This window comes from Microvirga yunnanensis (genome assembly GCF_025460875.1).
In genome coordinates, this window is record NZ_JAMXFI010000044.1 from 31,351 (window position 1) to 46,729 (window position 15,379).

At 64.5% G+C, this 15,379-nt stretch carries 21 protein-coding genes and 1 pseudogene; 13 read left to right on the forward strand and 9 right to left on the reverse strand.

Annotation, left to right across the window (positions count from 1 at the left end):
* Positions 1 to 112 precede the first annotated feature (112 nt).
* The 3 genes and pseudogenes from NF876_RS21115 to map all read right to left on the reverse strand — a co-directional run bounded on the left by NF876_RS21115 (position 113) and on the right by map (position 2,226).
* Positions 113 to 553: a PRC-barrel domain-containing protein gene (locus NF876_RS21115; protein ID WP_262270604.1), complete on the reverse strand. Its 441-nt coding sequence runs from the start codon at positions 551 to 553 to the stop codon at positions 113 to 115.
* 71 nt (positions 554 to 624) lie between these two features.
* Positions 625 to 1,310 (reverse strand): annotated as a pseudogene (gene radC / locus NF876_RS21120) (RadC family protein).
* A 94-nt stretch (positions 1,311 to 1,404) separates the two neighbouring features.
* Positions 1,405 to 2,226 (reverse strand): type I methionyl aminopeptidase, encoded by an 822-nt coding sequence (gene map, locus NF876_RS21125; RefSeq protein ID WP_262270605.1) that lies wholly within the window; start codon positions 2,224 to 2,226, stop codon positions 1,405 to 1,407.
* A gap of 144 nt (positions 2,227 to 2,370) precedes the next feature.
* On the opposite strand from map, the gene NF876_RS21130 reads away from it, so the two are divergent.
* Entirely contained in the window at positions 2,371 to 3,198 is an 828-nt protein-coding gene (locus NF876_RS21130) for an FkbM family methyltransferase (protein WP_262270606.1), read from the forward strand.
* Between the two features lie 9 nt (positions 3,199 to 3,207).
* On the opposite strand, the gene sfsA is transcribed toward NF876_RS21130, so the two are convergent.
* The gene (sfsA, locus tag NF876_RS21135; RefSeq protein WP_262270607.1) at positions 3,208 to 3,927 is read right to left on the reverse strand and encodes a DNA/RNA nuclease SfsA; all 720 of its coding nucleotides are present in this window, start codon (positions 3,925 to 3,927) and stop codon (positions 3,208 to 3,210) included.
* A gap of 121 nt (positions 3,928 to 4,048) precedes the next feature.
* On the opposite strand from sfsA, the gene NF876_RS21140 reads away from it, so the two are divergent.
* From NF876_RS21140 to NF876_RS21165, 6 genes are all read left to right on the forward strand, one after another.
* On the forward strand, positions 4,049 to 4,795 hold the full coding sequence (locus NF876_RS21140; protein WP_262270608.1) for a competence/damage-inducible protein A: 747 nt from the start codon (positions 4,049 to 4,051) through the stop codon (positions 4,793 to 4,795).
* Positions 4,796 to 4,836: 41 nt separating this feature from the next.
* Positions 4,837 to 5,343 (forward strand): xanthine phosphoribosyltransferase, encoded by a 507-nt coding sequence (gene gpt / locus NF876_RS21145; RefSeq protein WP_262270609.1) that lies wholly within the window; start codon positions 4,837 to 4,839, stop codon positions 5,341 to 5,343.
* A 19-nt stretch (positions 5,344 to 5,362) separates the two neighbouring features.
* On the forward strand, positions 5,363 to 6,934 hold the full coding sequence (locus tag NF876_RS21150; protein WP_262270610.1) for an AMP-binding protein: 1,572 nt from the start codon (positions 5,363 to 5,365) through the stop codon (positions 6,932 to 6,934).
* Positions 6,935 to 7,158: 224 nt separating this feature from the next.
* Positions 7,159 to 7,449, forward strand: coding sequence for a hypothetical protein (locus NF876_RS21155; RefSeq protein WP_262270611.1), 291 nt, complete (start codon positions 7,159 to 7,161; stop codon positions 7,447 to 7,449).
* Positions 7,450 to 7,724: 275 nt separating this feature from the next.
* Positions 7,725 to 8,966: a porin gene (locus NF876_RS21160; protein ID WP_262270612.1), complete on the forward strand. Its 1,242-nt coding sequence runs from the start codon at positions 7,725 to 7,727 to the stop codon at positions 8,964 to 8,966.
* A 191-nt stretch (positions 8,967 to 9,157) separates the two neighbouring features.
* Positions 9,158 to 9,418, forward strand: coding sequence for a hypothetical protein (locus NF876_RS21165; RefSeq protein ID WP_262270613.1), 261 nt, complete (start codon positions 9,158 to 9,160; stop codon positions 9,416 to 9,418).
* 257 nt (positions 9,419 to 9,675) lie between these two features.
* On the opposite strand, the gene NF876_RS21170 is transcribed toward NF876_RS21165, so the two are convergent.
* Positions 9,676 to 9,825 carry a hypothetical protein gene (locus tag NF876_RS21170; RefSeq protein WP_262270614.1) on the reverse strand — a complete coding sequence of 50 codons (150 nt, stop codon included), beginning with the start codon at positions 9,823 to 9,825 and terminating at the stop codon, positions 9,676 to 9,678.
* Positions 9,826 to 9,950: 125 nt separating this feature from the next.
* Here NF876_RS21170 and NF876_RS21175 point away from each other — a divergent pair, with 125 nt between their 5' ends.
* The 3 genes from NF876_RS21175 (at position 9,951) to NF876_RS21185 (ending at position 11,424) form a co-directional block, all read left to right on the forward strand.
* Positions 9,951 to 10,193 (forward strand): hypothetical protein, encoded by a 243-nt coding sequence (locus NF876_RS21175; RefSeq protein WP_262270615.1) that lies wholly within the window; start codon positions 9,951 to 9,953, stop codon positions 10,191 to 10,193.
* A gap of 366 nt (positions 10,194 to 10,559) precedes the next feature.
* Positions 10,560 to 10,955: a response regulator transcription factor gene (locus tag NF876_RS21180; protein ID WP_262270616.1), complete on the forward strand. Its 396-nt coding sequence runs from the start codon at positions 10,560 to 10,562 to the stop codon at positions 10,953 to 10,955.
* Positions 10,956 to 11,064: 109 nt separating this feature from the next.
* Entirely contained in the window at positions 11,065 to 11,424 is a 360-nt protein-coding gene (locus NF876_RS21185) for a hypothetical protein (RefSeq protein WP_262270617.1), read from the forward strand.
* A 227-nt stretch (positions 11,425 to 11,651) separates the two neighbouring features.
* Here NF876_RS21185 and NF876_RS21190 read toward each other — a convergent pair whose 3' ends face one another.
* The gene (locus NF876_RS21190; RefSeq protein WP_262270618.1) at positions 11,652 to 11,876 is read right to left on the reverse strand and encodes a NepR family anti-sigma factor; all 225 of its coding nucleotides are present in this window, start codon (positions 11,874 to 11,876) and stop codon (positions 11,652 to 11,654) included.
* Between the two features lie 252 nt (positions 11,877 to 12,128).
* On the opposite strand from NF876_RS21190, the gene NF876_RS21195 reads away from it, so the two are divergent.
* Both NF876_RS21195 and NF876_RS21200 read left to right on the forward strand, forming a co-directional pair.
* On the forward strand, positions 12,129 to 12,296 hold the full coding sequence (locus NF876_RS21195) for a hypothetical protein (protein WP_262270619.1): 168 nt from the start codon (positions 12,129 to 12,131) through the stop codon (positions 12,294 to 12,296).
* 328 nt (positions 12,297 to 12,624) lie between these two features.
* Positions 12,625 to 13,020: a hypothetical protein gene (locus NF876_RS21200; protein WP_262270620.1), complete on the forward strand. Its 396-nt coding sequence runs from the start codon at positions 12,625 to 12,627 to the stop codon at positions 13,018 to 13,020.
* Between the two features lie 208 nt (positions 13,021 to 13,228).
* On the opposite strand, the gene NF876_RS21205 is transcribed toward NF876_RS21200, so the two are convergent.
* On the reverse strand, positions 13,229 to 13,492 hold the full coding sequence (locus tag NF876_RS21205; protein ID WP_262270621.1) for a hypothetical protein: 264 nt from the start codon (positions 13,490 to 13,492) through the stop codon (positions 13,229 to 13,231).
* A gap of 523 nt (positions 13,493 to 14,015) precedes the next feature.
* Here NF876_RS21205 and NF876_RS21210 point away from each other — a divergent pair.
* Positions 14,016 to 14,633 carry a LuxR C-terminal-related transcriptional regulator gene (locus NF876_RS21210; protein WP_262270622.1) on the forward strand — a complete coding sequence of 206 codons (618 nt, stop codon included), beginning with the start codon at positions 14,016 to 14,018 and terminating at the stop codon, positions 14,631 to 14,633.
* Positions 14,634 to 14,688: 55 nt separating this feature from the next.
* Here NF876_RS21210 and NF876_RS21215 read toward each other — a convergent pair whose 3' ends face one another.
* Positions 14,689 to 14,829, reverse strand: a complete 141-nt coding sequence (locus NF876_RS21215) for a hypothetical protein (protein ID WP_262270623.1) — start codon at positions 14,827 to 14,829, stop codon at positions 14,689 to 14,691.
* A 235-nt stretch (positions 14,830 to 15,064) separates the two neighbouring features.
* Complete coding sequence (locus tag NF876_RS21220) at positions 15,065 to 15,364, reverse strand: hypothetical protein (RefSeq protein WP_262270624.1); 300 nt, start codon at positions 15,362 to 15,364, stop codon at positions 15,065 to 15,067.
* Positions 15,365 to 15,379: the final 15 nt, after the last annotated feature.

The following is a 15,379-nucleotide window of genomic DNA, read 5'->3' on the forward strand; positions in this document are numbered from 1 at the left end:
GTGCCCCCAAAAAAGACTATCACCGCGCCCCCATACTTGTTCCCCACTTGGGGCCCCGAGGCTCCAGGCGGCCGGCGGCCGTTCCCGCAGGAGGCCGCCGGATCTGTCCCGCTTAGTCGTTGTCGTCGTCGAACTCGGGCGCAGCCTTGAGCTGATCCACCGGGATGCTCACCACGATCCGCACGTCGTCGTTCCGCGCCGCGGAGCCGCCGCCCGTCTGCCCCGATCCCTGAACCGATCCGGTCGTCGCCGCGTCGGCGGTGTTCATCTGAACGGCGCTGAGGGGCAGGGCCACCGTGCGGTCGCCGATCCCCTCGTCCACTTCCACGACGACCGCGACGACACGGCCGCTGCGATCGAGCACCAGATCCTCCACGTCGCCGATATCCTTGTTGTCGGCCCCGACCACATCCTCGTCCATGACCTTCGAGGCCAGCATCTGGCCCGGCTCGAGCCGCGTGATGAAGCCCGGCGCCGGCGAGGTCTGGGCCATGGCCGCCGAGGCGAGGAGGACGGAGCCGAGAAGGCTGGCCGTCAGCAGAGTCTTGTTCATTGGTTCGAGTCTCCAGTGCGTTTTCGACAGGAGCGTAACGCACCGAGAGCGAGTCGGTTCTGAAGCCAAGCTCAGATCAGGCGCAGGCCTTTCAGGCTGGCATGGCCCTCGCGGCCGACGATGATGTGGTCATGGACGGTGATCCCCAGCGGCTTGGCGATGTCGATGATCTCGCGGGTCATCTTGATATCCGCCGAGGAGGGGGTCGGATCACCGGACGGGTGGTTGTGGACGAGGACCAGGGCCGAGGCCGAGAGTTCCAGGGCCCGCTTGATGACCTCGCGCGGATAGACCGGGGCATGATCGACTGTGCCCGATTGCTGAATTCGTCCGCGATGAGCGCGTTGCGCTTGTCGAGGAACAGGAGCCTGAACTGCTCCTTGTCCATGAACGCCATGGCGGCCCGGCAGTAGTTGATCACCGAGGTCCAGGAGGACAGGACCGGACGCTTGGCCACCTCGCCCTTTGCGAGGCGCCGGGCTGACGCCTCGACGACCTTCAGGTCGGTGACGACGCTCTCGCCGATTCCTTCGACTTCCATGAGCCGGGTCGGAGAGGCCGCCAGCACCTCGGCGAAGGTGCCGAAGCGCTTCATGAGCTCCTTGGCGATGGGCTTCACGTCCCGGCGCGGGATGGAGCGGAAAAGGACCAGCTCCAGCAGCTCGTAATCGGGCAGCGCGTCGCCGCCCACGTCGAGGAAGCGGGCGCGAAGACGGTCCCGATGGCCATGGTAATGGGGGTTGTCGTCGCCGCTCATGCCCTCCCGCCGCTACTGCCTGCCGCCGTTCCGGCACGGATGGCCGGAGTGGCAACGTTACTATGTAGGCACGAAGCGGGACGTCAGGCTAGTGTCAAGCTGCCGTGTAGGGCGGCTTGTCCAGGCCCTTCGGCGAGAAGGTGAAGACCTCGACGCCGGTCTCGGTCACGCCGACTGTATGCTCGAACTGGGCCGACAGGGAGCGGTCACGGGTCACGGCCGTCCAGCCGTCGGCGAGCACCTTCACCTGCGGGCGGCCCAGATTGATCATGGGCTCGATGGTGAAGAGCATCCCGGGCTTCAGCTCCACGTTGTAGGCCGGTTCCACGTAGTGGAGGATCGTCGGCGAGTCGTGGAAGACGCGGCCGAGGCCGTGGCCACAGAAATCCCGCACCACCGAGCAGCGCTCCGCCTCCGCGTAGGACTGGATGGCCGCTCCGATGTCGTTGGTGGTCGCGCCCGGCCTGACCGCCGCGACGCCGCGCATCAGGCATTCATAGGTGATCTCGCACAGACGCTGGGCCCGGCGCGGCACCTCGCCCACGTAGTACATGCGGCTCGAATCGCCGTGCCATCCGTCGAGGATCAGGGTCACGTCGATGTTCATGATGTCCCCGTCGCGCAGGGGCTTGTCGTTGGGGATGCCGTGGCAGACCACGTGATTGATGGAGGTGCAGATGGTCTTCGTGTAGCCGCGATAGTTCAGGCAGGCCGGGTAGGCGCCGTGGTCGCGGATGAACTCGAAGGCGAGCTTGTCCAGGTCGTCCGTCGTGACGCCGGGCTTCACGTGATCGGTCAGCATGTCGAGGCATTCGGCCGTCATCCGGCAGACCCGCCGCATGGCCTCGAAGGCCTCCGGCCCGTGGAGCGGGATCTCGGCGGCGCGCCTGCGCTCGACAATGTCGGTCTCGGTCATTTTCGGTCCCTGATCTGATGTCCGGAATGTAAGGATCGGCACGCGGGACGCAAGCAAAGACCTTCTGCCCCGCTTGCGATTGGCGCCCGAGGGTGTCATGAGCAACCCTGTTCATCCCAACCGACGGCCGTGGATTCCCGCTTAATGAACGATTCTCGCCCTTTCGGCGATTTTGCGCCTTCAGGACTCACCCGCTGGGTGATCGACCGCACGCGCGGGCTGCCCGAGGGCTGGGCCGGCCGCCGGCTGGCCCTGATGCTGCGCCGTCTGGCGATGAAGACCCTGAAGGGCCTGCCGCTCGACCTGGAGACCTTCGGCGTCCGGATGCGGCTCTATCCCTACAAGAACGTCTGCGAGCGGCGCATCCTGTTCACGCCCCAGTACTTCGATGCCGATGAGCTCAGGATCCTGAGCTCCCGGATCACGGACGGCTTCACCTTCATCGACATCGGGTCGAATGTCGGCTGGTATGCCCTCTCGGTCGCCCAGGAAGCGGGCTCCGTCCCGACCCGGATCCTGGCCGTGGAGCCGCAGCCCGAGATCTTCGACCGTCTGATCTACAACATCCGCCAGAATCCCTCCGGCACCATCAAGGCCGTGGATTGTGCGGTGGCGGACAAGACCGGCGAGCTCACCCTGTTCCTCGACCCTCTCAACCGGGGCGAGGCGAGCCTGAAGATCGTGAACTCGAGCCAGACGGACGCCATTCGCGTTCCGGCCGTGACCATGCTGGAGCTCCTGAAGCGGGAGGGGCTGAACCGGGTGGACGCGATCAAGCTCGACGTGGAGGGAGCCGAGGACCTGGTGCTCGACCCGTTCTTCCGCGATGCGCCGGCCTCCCTCTACCCCGCGCTCCTCATCATCGCCAATGTTCCGGAACGGTGGCAGATCGATGTGGTCAAGCTCCTGAAGGGCAAGGGCTACCGGCAGATCCTCGAGACCAGGATGAACCTGGCCTTCGAGCGCCGCTGAGGCTCCGGTCTACCGGGGCGTGACGATCTCCACCGACCGGTCGATGACCACTTCCTCCCGCGTGATGCGGCACACATAGGCGTAGGATTCCACCCCGGAGGCCAGGGCATGCCGGAAGGCGCGGTCGTAGGCCGGGTCGATGTCGCGCGCCACGTCGAAGCGCCCGGCCTCCATCTGGATGACGTAGACGAGGGCGGCCCGGGCCCCGGCGGCCACCATGTCGGCGAGTTCGTAGAGGTGCTTGGCGCTGCGGGCCGCGACGCAGTCCGGAAACTCGGCAAAGCCCGCCTCCCGCATGAGATGACAGTTCTTCACCTCGAGGTAGCAGGGCGGCTGCCCGGTCGTCTCGAGCAGGAAGTCGACCCGGCTGTTGCGGCCGTACTTCACCTCCGGGCGGATCCGGTCATACCCGGTGAAGGGCGCGAGGCGGCCGTCCGCCAGGGCTTCGGCGACCAGGAGGTTCGGCCGGGACGTGTTGATGCCGACGAGCTGGAGGGGACCGCCGCCGGCCGCCACCTCGACGAATTCCCAGTTGTATTTGAGCTTGCGGTTCGGATTCGTCGCCCGGGACAGGAACACCCGGCTGCCGGGCTCCTTCAGACCCATCATGGCGCCGGGATTGGCGCAATGGGCCGTGACCACCTCGCCCGTGTCGAGGGCGATATCCGCCAGAAATCGTTTGTAGCGCTCGATGAGGCGGCCCTCGAGCAGGGTTTCGTGAAAACGCATCGAACTCCAACGATTGGCCGAAAAATCCCTCGTAGCAGGGGAGAAGGCTGCGGTTCAACCGAACCGTTGCTTGAGAATTGCCGTTTCTGAGTCTAAAGCCCCTCAAAAGGGATCGCAGCGCATGGCCGTTTCCGTTACAGCCGCCCTTCTCATCATCGGCGATGAGATCCTCACGGGCCGCACCAAGGACAAGAATATCGGCTACATCGCCGAGTACCTGACCGGGATCGGCATCGACCTGCGCGAGGTGCGCGTGGTGCCCGACGTGGAGGCGGAGATCGTGGCGGCGGTCAACGCCCTGCGCGCCCGCTACACGTATCTCTTCACCACCGGAGGCATCGGCCCCACCCATGACGACATCACGGCCGATTGCATCGCCAAAGCGTTCGATGTGGGGATCGGGCATGATCCGCGGGCGGTCGCCATGCTCCGGGAGCGGTATCAGCCGCACGAGCTGAACGAGGCGCGCCTGCGCATGGCCCGGATTCCTGAAGGGGCCGATCTGATCGAGAACCCGATCTCCAAGGCTCCCGGCTTCCGCATCGGCAACGTGTTCGTCATGGCGGGCGTGCCGTCGATCATGCAGGCCATGCTCGACATCGTCGCGCCGTCCCTCCAGACCGGCGCCCGCATGGTCATCGAGACCATCGAGGCCGAGGGGCTGGCGGAGGGCATCTATGCCGAGGGCCTGAGCCGGATCGCCTCCTCGAGCCCGGACGTGTCCATCGGCTCCTATCCGTCGTTCTCGGCGAGCGGCTTCCGTAACCAGATCGTCGTGCGCGGCAAGGACCCGGCGGCGGTTGCCGGAGCCAGTGCCGCCGTTCGCGAGCTCCTCGGTCGCCTCAAGGGTGACCGGGCGCCTCTGTAAGGTTTATCGTCTTCCCCTGAAAGCCCACGAAGAGCACAACGATGTCCCCGACCTCCCCCAAAGCCTTTCCCGTCTCCTGGGATCAGTTTCACCGCGACTGCCGGGCTCTCGCCTGGCGCCTGGCCTCGGCCGGCCCCTTCGAGGCGATCGTCTGCATCACCCGTGGCGGCCTCGTGCCGGCCGCCATCGTGGCCCGCGAGCTCGACCTGCGGCTCATCGAGAGCGTGTGCATCGCGAGCTACCACGACTACAAGAACCAGGGCGATCTCCAGGTGCTGAAGGATATCGCGCCGTCGATCAAGGCGGTGGGCGACGGCCAGGGCAAGGGCGTGCTCGTGATCGACGACCTCACCGATACCGGCAAGACGGTCAAGATCGTGCGGGACATGCTGCCCAACGCGCATTTCGCCGCCGTGTATGCGAAGCCGGCCGGCCGGCCCCTGATCGATACGTTCGTCACGGAAGTGAGCCAGGACACCTGGATCTATTTCCCCTGGGATATGGGCCTGGCCTACCAGGCTCCGATCCGCGAGGGATCGGCGGGTTAACCGGAGGCAGGGAGCGCCCGTGGCCGCATTCGACATCGCCGGGTTCGACATCGAGCGGACGCGCAAGAGCCTTTTCAGTGCTCTCCTCGATGCCCGGGACCGGTTCGGCCGGAACAAGGTCGCCCTGGAGGACCTGGAGCGCCAGCCGATCACCTTCGGCCGCCTCGTCCTGGGGTCCCTGGTCCTCGGACGCAAGCTGGCGAGCCTGACGGCGGAGCGCGAACCCATCGGCGTGCTTCTCCCGAACGTCCAGGCGATCGCCGTCACCTTGTTCGGCCTGAACGCGTTCGGGCGCGTTCCGGCTTTCCTGAACTTCACGGCGGGGCTCAAGAACCTGACGGCGGCCTGCGAACTGGCCGGGATCGAAACCATCGTCACCTCCCGCCGCTTCGTCGAGCAGGGCAAGCTCGACGACATCGTGGCCACCCTGGGGGAGGGACGGCGGATCCTGTGGCTCGAAGACGTGCGGGCGAAGCTGACGAGCCTCGACAAGCTGCGCGGATTGATCGATTCCTGGATGGCACGGCGCGTCCATGCCGGGGCCCGGGTCGAGCCCGACGATCCGGCCGTGCTGCTGTTCACGTCCGGGTCGGAAGGGGTGCCCAAGGGCGTGGCGCTCTCGAACGCCAACCTGATCGCCAATGCCTATCAGGTCAAAGCGCTCGCCGGCGACGTGCTGCAGCCGACCGACGTGTTCTTCAACCCGCTGCCGATCTTCCACTCCTTCGGCCTGACGGCAGGTCTGCTGACGGCCGTTCTCAACGGCATGAAGTCGGTGCTCTATCCGAGCCCGCTTCATTACCGGCAGATCCCGAAGCTCGTTGCCGGAACCCGCGCCACGATCATGCTCGCGACGGACACCTTCCTGCAGGGCTATGCCCGGGCTGCGGGCGAGAACGACCTGGCGAGCGTCCGCTACGTCATCGCCGGCGCCGAGCGGGTGAAGGACGAGACGCGCAGGCTCTGGTCGCGGTACGGGACCGTGATTCTGGAAGGCTACGGCGCCACCGAATGCTCGCCCGTCATCGCCGTGAGCCTGCCGGATCGCAACCGGCCCGGATCCGTCGGGCCGATCCTGCCGGGAATCGAATGGCGCCTCGATCCGGTCGAGGGAATCCACGAGGGCGGCCGTCTGCACGTGCGCGGCCCGAACGTCATGAAGGGATATCTCGACTCGACCGCTCCGGGCGGGATCCGTTCCCCGGTCGACGGATGGCACGATACCGGCGACATCGTCACCGTGGAGGACGGGATCGTGACCATCCGGGGGCGGGCGAAGCGCTTTGCGAAAGTGGGCGGAGAGATGGTGTCGCTGGCCGCCATCGAGGCGACCGTCCAGGCCCTCTGGCCGGAGAACAGCCACGTGGTCGTGGCCATCCCGGACCCGCGAAAAGGCGAGCAGATCATCCTCATCACCGATAAGGCCGATGCGGACCGGGATGTGCTGCTGGACTACGCGAGGGGCCAGGGTTTTCCCGAGCTCTGGATGCCCCGGTCCATCCTGGTCTCGGGAATTCCCGTGCTGGGCTCGGGCAAGACCGATTACGCCGCCGCCGTCGAGCTGGCGCGGCGCCTGCAGCCGATGCTCTAAAGCATCGGACCCAAAAGCGTCCCACCCTTCGGAGCCTCATCCGATGCTCCTCTCTTGGCCGGCGCATCGTCGGGCGCGGCCCTCCGGGTCCGCAGGATGCGCCAGATCCGCTCTCGGATCCTTGAAGAGCGAACGCGCGTCACGCCGGTAACCAAGCACCGATTCCACCGTTGATATGCGCGGCATCGCTCCCTGCCGGGCGTGTCCGTACGAAGGGTTCGGTGATGAGAAGAGTTGCTCTTGTTTTGATTGCCTTCGTCACCGCGTCGAGCGCGGTGGCTCAGTCCCGGCCCATGACGCCGAGCCTGACATGCAACCAGGCCCGCGGAATCGTTTTCTCGCGGGGCGCCGTCGTTCTGGGCACGGGCACCTATACCTACGACCGCTACGTTCGGGATCGCACCTTCTGCCAGTTCAACGAAACGATCGAGCCTGGATTCGTGCCGACCAGGGATACGCCGCAATGCCCGGTCGGCTATGTCTGTCGCGACAGCGACTACTTCCTCGACGACTGAGGCCGGCCAAGGTCGTCGAATGCCATCTGCCCGAATGGTGTCGGGGCCGGTATGTGACGCTGCGGCATGAAGGTCATCCCCCAGCGTCAGGGATGTTGAGATTTTGTCACACTCGGTCAGATAATTTTTCAACGCGCCCGGAAATGCTTATGTTTTCAGCAGATTGCACGGGCCTTGGGCGGCTCTCGCGCGTCTGCCGGTTGCGCTCGAGTGCGCCATGATTATGGTCACGTTTGTACATGGGTCATGGACTCAAGCATTCTTTGGAGAACACCATGAAGCTCGCCAAGAGCCTCTTCCTCGGATCGGTCGCGGGTCTCGCCGCGGTGGCGGGGGCACATGCCGCCGATCTGCCGGTCGCGAAGGCCGCTGCCGTCGAATACGTTCGCGTCTGCTCCACCTACGGCGCAGGCTTCTTCTACATCCCCGGCACCGAAACCTGCCTCCGCGTCGGCGGCCGTGTTCGCGCCGAGTACCAGTACCTCGAGGCGAACGACCGCGAAGACGACTCGATCGGCTTCCGTGCTCGCGGCCGCATCCAGCTCGATGCCCGCACCGCCACCGCCTACGGTCTGCTCCGCACCTTCGCGCGCTTCGAGATCACCCACAACACCGGTGTATACGGCCGTGACACGGCGATCGTCGACCAGGCCTTCGTGCAGTTCGGCGGCCTGACCGCCGGTCGTACCGTGTCGTTCTTCATGAACAGCGACCTCCCGAACGAGAACTGGGGCACGCTGCGCTTCTACGACGCTCCGACCGTGAACGCCCTGGCCTACACCTTCTCGTTCGGCAACGGCTTCTCGGCCACGCTGGCACTCGAAGAAGGCGCCTATGCGGCTGTCGCCGACGACGTCCTCATCCGCAGCGGTTCGGCGCTGGCGGCTGGCCAGCGCACCCCCGACCTCGTCGGCAACGTGAAGTATGCCGGCACCTGGGGCTCGGCTCAGCTCGGCGGCGCGGTTCACCAGATCCGCAGCAACGTCCTCGATACGGCCACCTACGGGCCGGTTCTCGGCGGCACGATCCCCGACAGCGCGTATGGCTGGGCTCTGACGGCTCAGGGCTACGTCAATCTGCCGATGCTGGCTGAAGGCGACGCCCTCTGGATCGCCGCAACCTATGCCGACGGCGCGCTCGCCTATCTCGGATTCGATCCGGACGTGGCGGTCGGCACGGCCTCCAGCTCGGTGATCGACGCCTATATCGGTCCCGATGGCGACATCGATACCGGCCGCGGCTGGTCCATCGCCGGTGGCATCAACCACTACTGGACCCCGACGATCCGCCAGAGCGTGTTCGGTTCGTACGCCCGCGTCGAGTACAGCAACAACGCTCCTGCCGTTGCCAACGACTTCAACGAGTGGCGCGCCGGCACGAACGTGATCTGGTCGCCGGTCTCCGGTCTCGATATCGGCGTCGAGGTTCTCTACTCGAATCTCGACCCGCGCGGGGTCGTCGGCAACGATGACGACGACGCTTGGGAAGGCCGCCTGCGCGTCCAGCGCGACTTCTAAAGCATCCGACGTGGACTCGACCTCACGGCCGATGCGTTAGGCTTTTGTTTTGGAGCATCCTGCTCAAACGGAAAACCCCGGTGGTGCCACCGGGGTTTTTTGTTGATCGTCGACGGGTGCATTGCCGTATCGGACGAGCAGGCTATAAGGCGACGGACAAGCGTTCAGCTTCACCAGAATTGGGATGGACGATGCTTAAAGCGATCAGAATCCTGTCGCCGGCCGCGGCCCTCGCCGTGGGACTGACCGGGTGCGTCGGAAGTGCCGGCGTCTCGACCTGGAACTATCAGGCGGGTCCCGGCTATGAGACGCAACGAGTCTATGACGGTCGGCTCCAGGCGGATTCGAGCCGAGGGCTGACGCGGGAATCCTGCACGACCGTGTCGAGACGCCAGGTCGGCCCCTCGGGCAGGCTCGACAGCAGCGACGACACCGCCTGCTCGTCCAATTAGCCGTTCGCAGCTTGACCGAAGGAACGAAGGCTCACCTTGACCGTTGGCATGGGGTCAATTCAACCGTCAGGAGAGCATCGTCATGAATAACATCATCTGGCTCATCGGAGCGATCGTGGTCGTCCTCGCCATTCTGTCGTTCCTCGGGCTGCGCTGATCCTTTCCCGAACCTGCAGGGCCGCTTTCGCCGCAGAGCGCCCTGCAGTTCTCTCTTTGCCGCATGACCTGCGTGGTGCCGCGCGGGCGCCGGAGAGCCTCTATTCCATCAGGACCATCACCACCGACGCGACGTTGAGAATGGCCAGGGCGCCGAGCAGGGTCGGAACGACAGGAATGCTCAGCCGCCGCGCAACTCCGTCATGACGGGCCGCCTCGCAAGATGCGAGATGAGAATGCTTGATGGCCATGCCTCATCCTCTTCGTGCATAACGCTCCTTTAGCCGCGGCCACCATGGACCCTGAGCGCGCGGCGCGAGGTGTGCTTTCACACATGGCGCGGCCTCGAGCGGCCGGCGAGCCTGCGTGATCCTCAATGCCGCGTGGCGGTTTTCTGAATTTGGAGAAGCTGGCCCTCGATGGCGCGCAGCCGTGTCATCAGGCGATCGAGTTCCGCAAGGAGATGTCGCTCATCCTGCCTGGCCTGCTCGACGAGGTCCGGCGAAGAGCCGTGGCGGATGCGTTGCAGGGCGTCCGCGAGTTGCCGATCCAGAAGCCGCATCTGGTGCTCCAGATCCAAGAACTCCTGGTGAAGCTGCGTCTCCTTGAACACGGTTGAGGTCTCGCATCAGAACGGTCGTTCCAAGCTTAAGCTACAGCGGCCACGCAGGTTCCTCCAGGTCAAAAAGCAGTTCCGGCAAATTTCTTAACGGCCAAGCTGAAACACGGAACCGTGTTCACCGTTCTGTGAAGAGGGGTCTGCCCGATGGTCTTGCCGTCGGGGAATGTAGAATTTGTATTCAGCCTTCAAAAGCGAGCGTTCCAGGGAGTTGAAACAGACGAGACAGCTCCCGCTCGCATCATCATGCCGACCACCCGCTTAGCGTTTTCGGGCCGGTCCTTCCAAAGATCACAGAGCGTCAACGGTCGTTGCGTTCGCAGATGGCCCCAGAAACAGCAGACGGATTACAGAGGAGATGGCCGGATGGGACAGAGGATTGAGCCTTATCGAATTGCTCTGATCGTCGAGGACGATTTCGAAGTCAGGGGCTTGGCGGCGGCTCTTCTTGAGGAGACGGATCTCAAGGTCGTCGAGGCGTCCAGCGCGGAAGAGGCTCTGGATTACCTGCGGGTGCATTCCGACGAAGTGGCCTTTCTGTTCGCCGATATTCGTCTTCCCTGTCTGATGGATGGCCTGGATCTGGTTCGGACCGTGCGGTTGAAATGGCCGTGGGTCAGGACTGTGTTGACCTCCGGACGCCCGCTCGACCCGCAGGAAGGGGGCGTCCCGCGTGACGTTCGCTTCATGCAGAAGCCATGGCGGGCGCTTGAAGTCCTGATGGAGGCCGAGAAGGCCGCTCAGGCCTCCCGGCGAAACTGACGGGATCCGGGGAGCGGTCCGCACCTCGCTTCCGCCGTCCAAACCGGCGGAGACGTGGAACCTTGGCGCTTGCCGGGAATTGGCGTCAGCAGTTTGAAAGGATTGACTGATGCCGCACTCGTCCATTGCCACAGGTACGTTCTCGTCCCGCAAGGAGGCCAACCGGGCCGTTCAGCGTCTGGTGTCTGGTGGATTCGCCCGCAACAGCATCGCGCTCCACCAGCACGAGGACGATGAGGGATACGATCTCGAGATCCATACCCGCCGGGAAAACCTGAGGCGCGCCGAACGTCTGATCCATGATTCCGCGCCTCTCTACGTGCTCCGGGAGAAAGCCTCCGAGGCGGCCTACACGGCGCGGTCCTATCCGCTGGTCCTGCTCGGCGCAGGCATTCTGGCCGGCTTCCTGATCTACAATCTCGTCCCGCGGGAATCCTCATCCGACCACGAGAGCCGCCGCCGCCGTTGACATCGGCATGGCTCGAGCGGGGGGCGCGCCGGCAGGCTCGGCCGGGACCTAGAGCATCGGACGGACCCAGAGGGCCGCGTCAGCGACCCGAAGGGCCACGCCAGTGAAAAGTGGATCCGGTTTTCGCTGGCGCGGCCCGCTGGGTCCGTTCTGACCGATGCTCTTATTCAAGAGGAAAGCATCGGATGGATTCCAAAAGTGCAAGTCCACTTTTCACGTCCGATGCTTTAGAGATTGCCGTCCTCCTCGGGGTGGCGGGTTCGGTCCAGCCGCTCCAGCAGCTGCCTGATGCGGTCGGGAGCCGGCTCCTTGAGCACGGTCTGATATCTCTGCTGCAATTGCCGTCCGAGATCTTTCAAGATCTCGGACTGCCCGGCCGCCGTCAGGCTGTTCGAGCCGACGCTCCAGCCTCGGTGACTGCCTGCGGCATAAGGTTGGTGCCGCTTTGGCATCCTGTTTCTCCTTTGGTTTCTCACCTTCGAGCCGGAGAACGGGAAAAGCCCGGGAGGGTTGCGGCTAAGTTTATGGAAAAGAAGAAACTTTCGGTTGCGCCCGGCCCGTCGCCCGCGTCCGGCAGATCGTCCTTCGCCTTCGCCCGCGCCCGCAATGCCCGCTCCCGAACCGCGAGGCGACCGCCGGTCGCATTGGATTCGCGCCGGGCCTGGGTCAAAGCTCGACCATAATGACGAAGGCGGGCTGGGTTCATGCGTGAAGTTCTGATGGTCTATCTGTGCGGTGTGATCCTGCTGCTGGCAGTGTCGACGATGATCGACGGGGAGGAGGGGGTCGGACTCGATCACATCCTCATCGCGGGCTTCGGCTGGCCCATTCTGACGCCGATCCTCGCCCTGCGCGCCTGGACGAGCCGCTGAGCGGCAGCCTAGCGCACCGTGCGAAAAAGTGGGCCCGGTTTTTCGCGTCGAACGGTGCGCCAGCCAAGAGTGGAGCATCGGAATCGATCCCAAAAGTGGGGCCACTTTTGGGTCCGATGCTCTCGCGCACCGTGCGAGAAAGTGGACCCGGTTTTTCGCGTCGGACGGTGCGCTGCTTCAGGAGATGAGCATCGGATCTGATCCCAAAAGTGGGTCCACTTTTCCCGTCCGATGCTCTAAGCGCTCGAAGCCGCCCTCCGGCTGGCGCCCAGGTTTTCCCGTGCGCCATTTGCTGCTAATCACAGGCATCACGCCACTGGACGACCTCATGGCCCGAGCGATTCTGTCTGCTGCACTTCTCCTGGCTGGGCTCGGCGTGGTCCACGCCCAGACGAGCTGCTATCCCCGCATCGGCGCCTATAGCGGACAGTATGAGGGCCAATGCCCCAATTCCAGCCTCAAATGGACGGTCACGGAGAACACGGTCGGAGCCTATGGGCGAAACTGCAGTGACGAGCCCTGGACGTATAATCGCACGGAGAGGCGGTTCTACAATCCCAGGGCCAATGAGAGTTTCGCCATGCAGGATTGCTATGCGGCGAGCCGCGACCAGCTTGCGAGCAACTTGAAAACGAGCATCGGCAGCGACATGGTCCGCCGTTTCCACGAGACCAAGATCGAACGTCCGGGAGCGTCCCCCGAGACGTCCCCGGCCGATCGTTGAACGGGCTCACGAGCCGCAGGGGCGCGGGGCGGCCATCATGGCTCCGTCGATCCTGTGATCACGATCGTCACGGTCCGTAAGGATACGTGAATTGACCAACGGGCCGGACCGCGGGAGAGTGACCCGTGATCGACAGCGTTGGTTGCTCCCTCTGAGAAACTGAGGCCCCCCAGGGGCCTCTTTTATTGAGCCGTCCCGTGCGGTGCCTTCAGGCCCGGAGGCTCTCCAGCAGCCTCTGGTACGGCTCCCGGCGCTCGCAATACTTAAGGTGCAATTGCCTTTCGATATAGCTTTTCTGCTCGGCTTCCATCGCGCAGCGGCTGAGATGCAAGATGTCTTCGCCATACTGGAAATCGATGTTGGTCAGGGTGCGTGCGACCCAAAGTATCTTCAAGTCATTCTCCGTGATCATCCCGACCTGGTTGCTCCTCGCCGAACATGGATTCATCAAAGCGTCTTCGTCGAGCGGCATGTTCCCCCTCCAGCCTTCCGAGTCACCGTTGAGAAGAATATCGCCCGGGCCCGAGAGCCGGCAATCGACGCCCTCTAAGCTTGCGGGTTAAAACCAGGGCTCCAAGGCGGTAATCCCAAGGAGTCGGCCGGAGCGACCCGATGTCGTCAGCGTTGAGGAGCCGGCGCCTCGAATCTCTCGGCAGCGATCCCGGCTCCGGCCGGTGCCGAAAAACCTTAACACGAGCTTTATCCCAGGGCGCCCTTAGGGAGTAATACGTACCTCTTAGTGATTAGAGAGGGCTCCCGTCTCTTGATCAACTTAGATCTTTCAGTGCTGATAAATCAGAACGGGCGGATGGCGTAGAGTTTAATCGGAGGGGCAAGTAATGGTCGACGATCATTCTGGGAATGACATGGTGTTTGATGCGCCGTGCTATAACGATACATTAACTTCTACTCGGAAATTCGCAACAGAGTTGCTTTGCGGCAATGCCCTTCTGAGGGCTGGGCTTGCACAACTCTTGTCGGGAACGTGCTTCGATGTGATCGAATCCAGCGCGCCGGGGCTCGCAGCTACGCGCTCGGACCCCGTCCTCTACATCGTGGACGCCACCGGGTCCCTCGCACAGGCGCTCGAATTCGTCCAGGAGGCCAAGGGCCGGAATCCTGCCGCGCGCGTCGTGGCCATTGCCAATCAGTTCGACGGCCAGGCCGTCCACGCGGCGGTCTCGGGTGGCGTCGACAGCTTCTGCCTCGCCACGAGCGCCCGGGAGGTCCTGATCAAGTCTCTTGAACTGACCATGCTGGGGGAGCGGGTCCTGCCCGGTTCCATGGTTCGGGCTCTGCTCGACAGGGAGCTGACGCAACCCGCCTCGGCCGAGATCATCCCGTTGTCCGAGCACCGGGCCCCCGATCCGAAGGCTCAAAAGCTGTCGCCCCGCGAGACGGTGATCCTGCAATCCCTGATGGGAGGCGATCCGAACAAGGTCATCGCCCGGAAGCTCGACATCACCGAGGCGACGATCAAGGTCCACGTCAAGGCGATCCTGCGCAAGATCGGCGTGGCCAACCGCACCCAGGCCGCCATGTGGGCGACCGGAAACCTCAAGGACACCGCACGGTCGGCGGGAGAGTTCCAGGAGGTCCGGCGGCTGAGCTGATCTGCGCGCCGACGCGATCCCGTCTGATCCGACGACGGCACGATGCCGGCCGTCGTCATCCTTGAGCCGAGGCCAGGAGCGAGAGGATCGTGGCGGCGACGTTGATGCCCGCGACGATGAACAGCAGGGCAACCGATAAGGGAAACGGCCGCGACACGGGTTCGCGCTCCTTCCGGCGAGAATGCATCATGGTCATGGCGTCCTCCTCTCGACCACCGAACGGCACGAAAGGTGACGCAAACCCGCGCCCGTCGCTGTGAACTGCCTCACAGGCCCGGCGCCTTGGATCCAAACGGATCCGCTCGGCAGCCATCCGTCGAATGTTCGGAATCCCCGTTGCCGATGCCCATCCGTGCGCGAGCCGAGCGGCGGGTTCGGACCGCCCTGCACGGGTTCAGGGCTCACGGGAATGGCCGGCAGGCCACGCGGCCTCAGGGGCCGCTGCCCCGGCTGATCGACACGCAGCGGGATCCGACCAGGCACCGGGCGACATCCCGCGTCGGAGCCCAGCCGGGCCCGGGCGTCTCCCCGAGCCCGCAATAGGAGCCGGACGCCACATACCGGTCGTAGGTGTTGGCGCCCGTGTGGAGAACGACCGCGCCCTGAGCGGCGACAAGCCGTTGAGCCTGGTTGCAGGCCATGTCGGACGTCAGCAGACGCGTCTGGCCGACGGCGCCGGAGCTGAGGCCGATGAACCCGAGAGCGGCGCACACCTGTTTCACGCGCTTCATGTCCACCCCCATTGG

What these genes read in the sequence shown, in the direction of transcription:
- NF876_RS21115 (WP_262270604.1), bottom strand. Translation starts at nt 553, where the DNA reads ATGAACAAGACTCTGCTGACGGCCAGCCTTCTCGGCTCCGTCCTCCTC.
- map (WP_262270605.1), bottom strand. Translation starts at nt 2,226, where the DNA reads ATGACCGAGACCGACATTGTCGAGCGCAGGCGCGCCGCCGAGATCCCG.
- NF876_RS21130 (WP_262270606.1), top strand. Translation starts at nt 2,371, where the DNA reads ATGAACGATTCTCGCCCTTTCGGCGATTTTGCGCCTTCAGGACTCACC.
- sfsA (WP_262270607.1), bottom strand. Translation starts at nt 3,927, where the DNA reads ATGCGTTTTCACGAAACCCTGCTCGAGGGCCGCCTCATCGAGCGCTAC.
- NF876_RS21140 (WP_262270608.1), top strand. Translation starts at nt 4,049, where the DNA reads ATGGCCGTTTCCGTTACAGCCGCCCTTCTCATCATCGGCGATGAGATC.
- gpt (WP_262270609.1), top strand. Translation starts at nt 4,837, where the DNA reads ATGTCCCCGACCTCCCCCAAAGCCTTTCCCGTCTCCTGGGATCAGTTT.
- NF876_RS21155 (WP_262270611.1), top strand. Translation starts at nt 7,159, where the DNA reads ATGAGAAGAGTTGCTCTTGTTTTGATTGCCTTCGTCACCGCGTCGAGC.
- NF876_RS21160 (WP_262270612.1), top strand. Translation starts at nt 7,725, where the DNA reads ATGAAGCTCGCCAAGAGCCTCTTCCTCGGATCGGTCGCGGGTCTCGCC.
- NF876_RS21165 (WP_262270613.1), top strand. Translation starts at nt 9,158, where the DNA reads ATGCTTAAAGCGATCAGAATCCTGTCGCCGGCCGCGGCCCTCGCCGTG.
- NF876_RS21170 (WP_262270614.1), bottom strand. Translation starts at nt 9,825, where the DNA reads ATGGCCATCAAGCATTCTCATCTCGCATCTTGCGAGGCGGCCCGTCAT.
- NF876_RS21175 (WP_262270615.1), top strand. Translation starts at nt 9,951, where the DNA reads ATGCCGCGTGGCGGTTTTCTGAATTTGGAGAAGCTGGCCCTCGATGGC.
- NF876_RS21180 (WP_262270616.1), top strand. Translation starts at nt 10,560, where the DNA reads ATGGGACAGAGGATTGAGCCTTATCGAATTGCTCTGATCGTCGAGGAC.
- NF876_RS21185 (WP_262270617.1), top strand. Translation starts at nt 11,065, where the DNA reads ATGCCGCACTCGTCCATTGCCACAGGTACGTTCTCGTCCCGCAAGGAG.
- NF876_RS21190 (WP_262270618.1), bottom strand. Translation starts at nt 11,876, where the DNA reads ATGCCAAAGCGGCACCAACCTTATGCCGCAGGCAGTCACCGAGGCTGG.
- NF876_RS21195 (WP_262270619.1), top strand. Translation starts at nt 12,129, where the DNA reads ATGCGTGAAGTTCTGATGGTCTATCTGTGCGGTGTGATCCTGCTGCTG.
- NF876_RS21200 (WP_262270620.1), top strand. Translation starts at nt 12,625, where the DNA reads ATGGCCCGAGCGATTCTGTCTGCTGCACTTCTCCTGGCTGGGCTCGGC.
- NF876_RS21205 (WP_262270621.1), bottom strand. Translation starts at nt 13,492, where the DNA reads ATGCCGCTCGACGAAGACGCTTTGATGAATCCATGTTCGGCGAGGAGC.
- NF876_RS21215 (WP_262270623.1), bottom strand. Translation starts at nt 14,829, where the DNA reads ATGACCATGATGCATTCTCGCCGGAAGGAGCGCGAACCCGTGTCGCGG.
- NF876_RS21220 (WP_262270624.1), bottom strand. Translation starts at nt 15,364, where the DNA reads ATGAAGCGCGTGAAACAGGTGTGCGCCGCTCTCGGGTTCATCGGCCTC.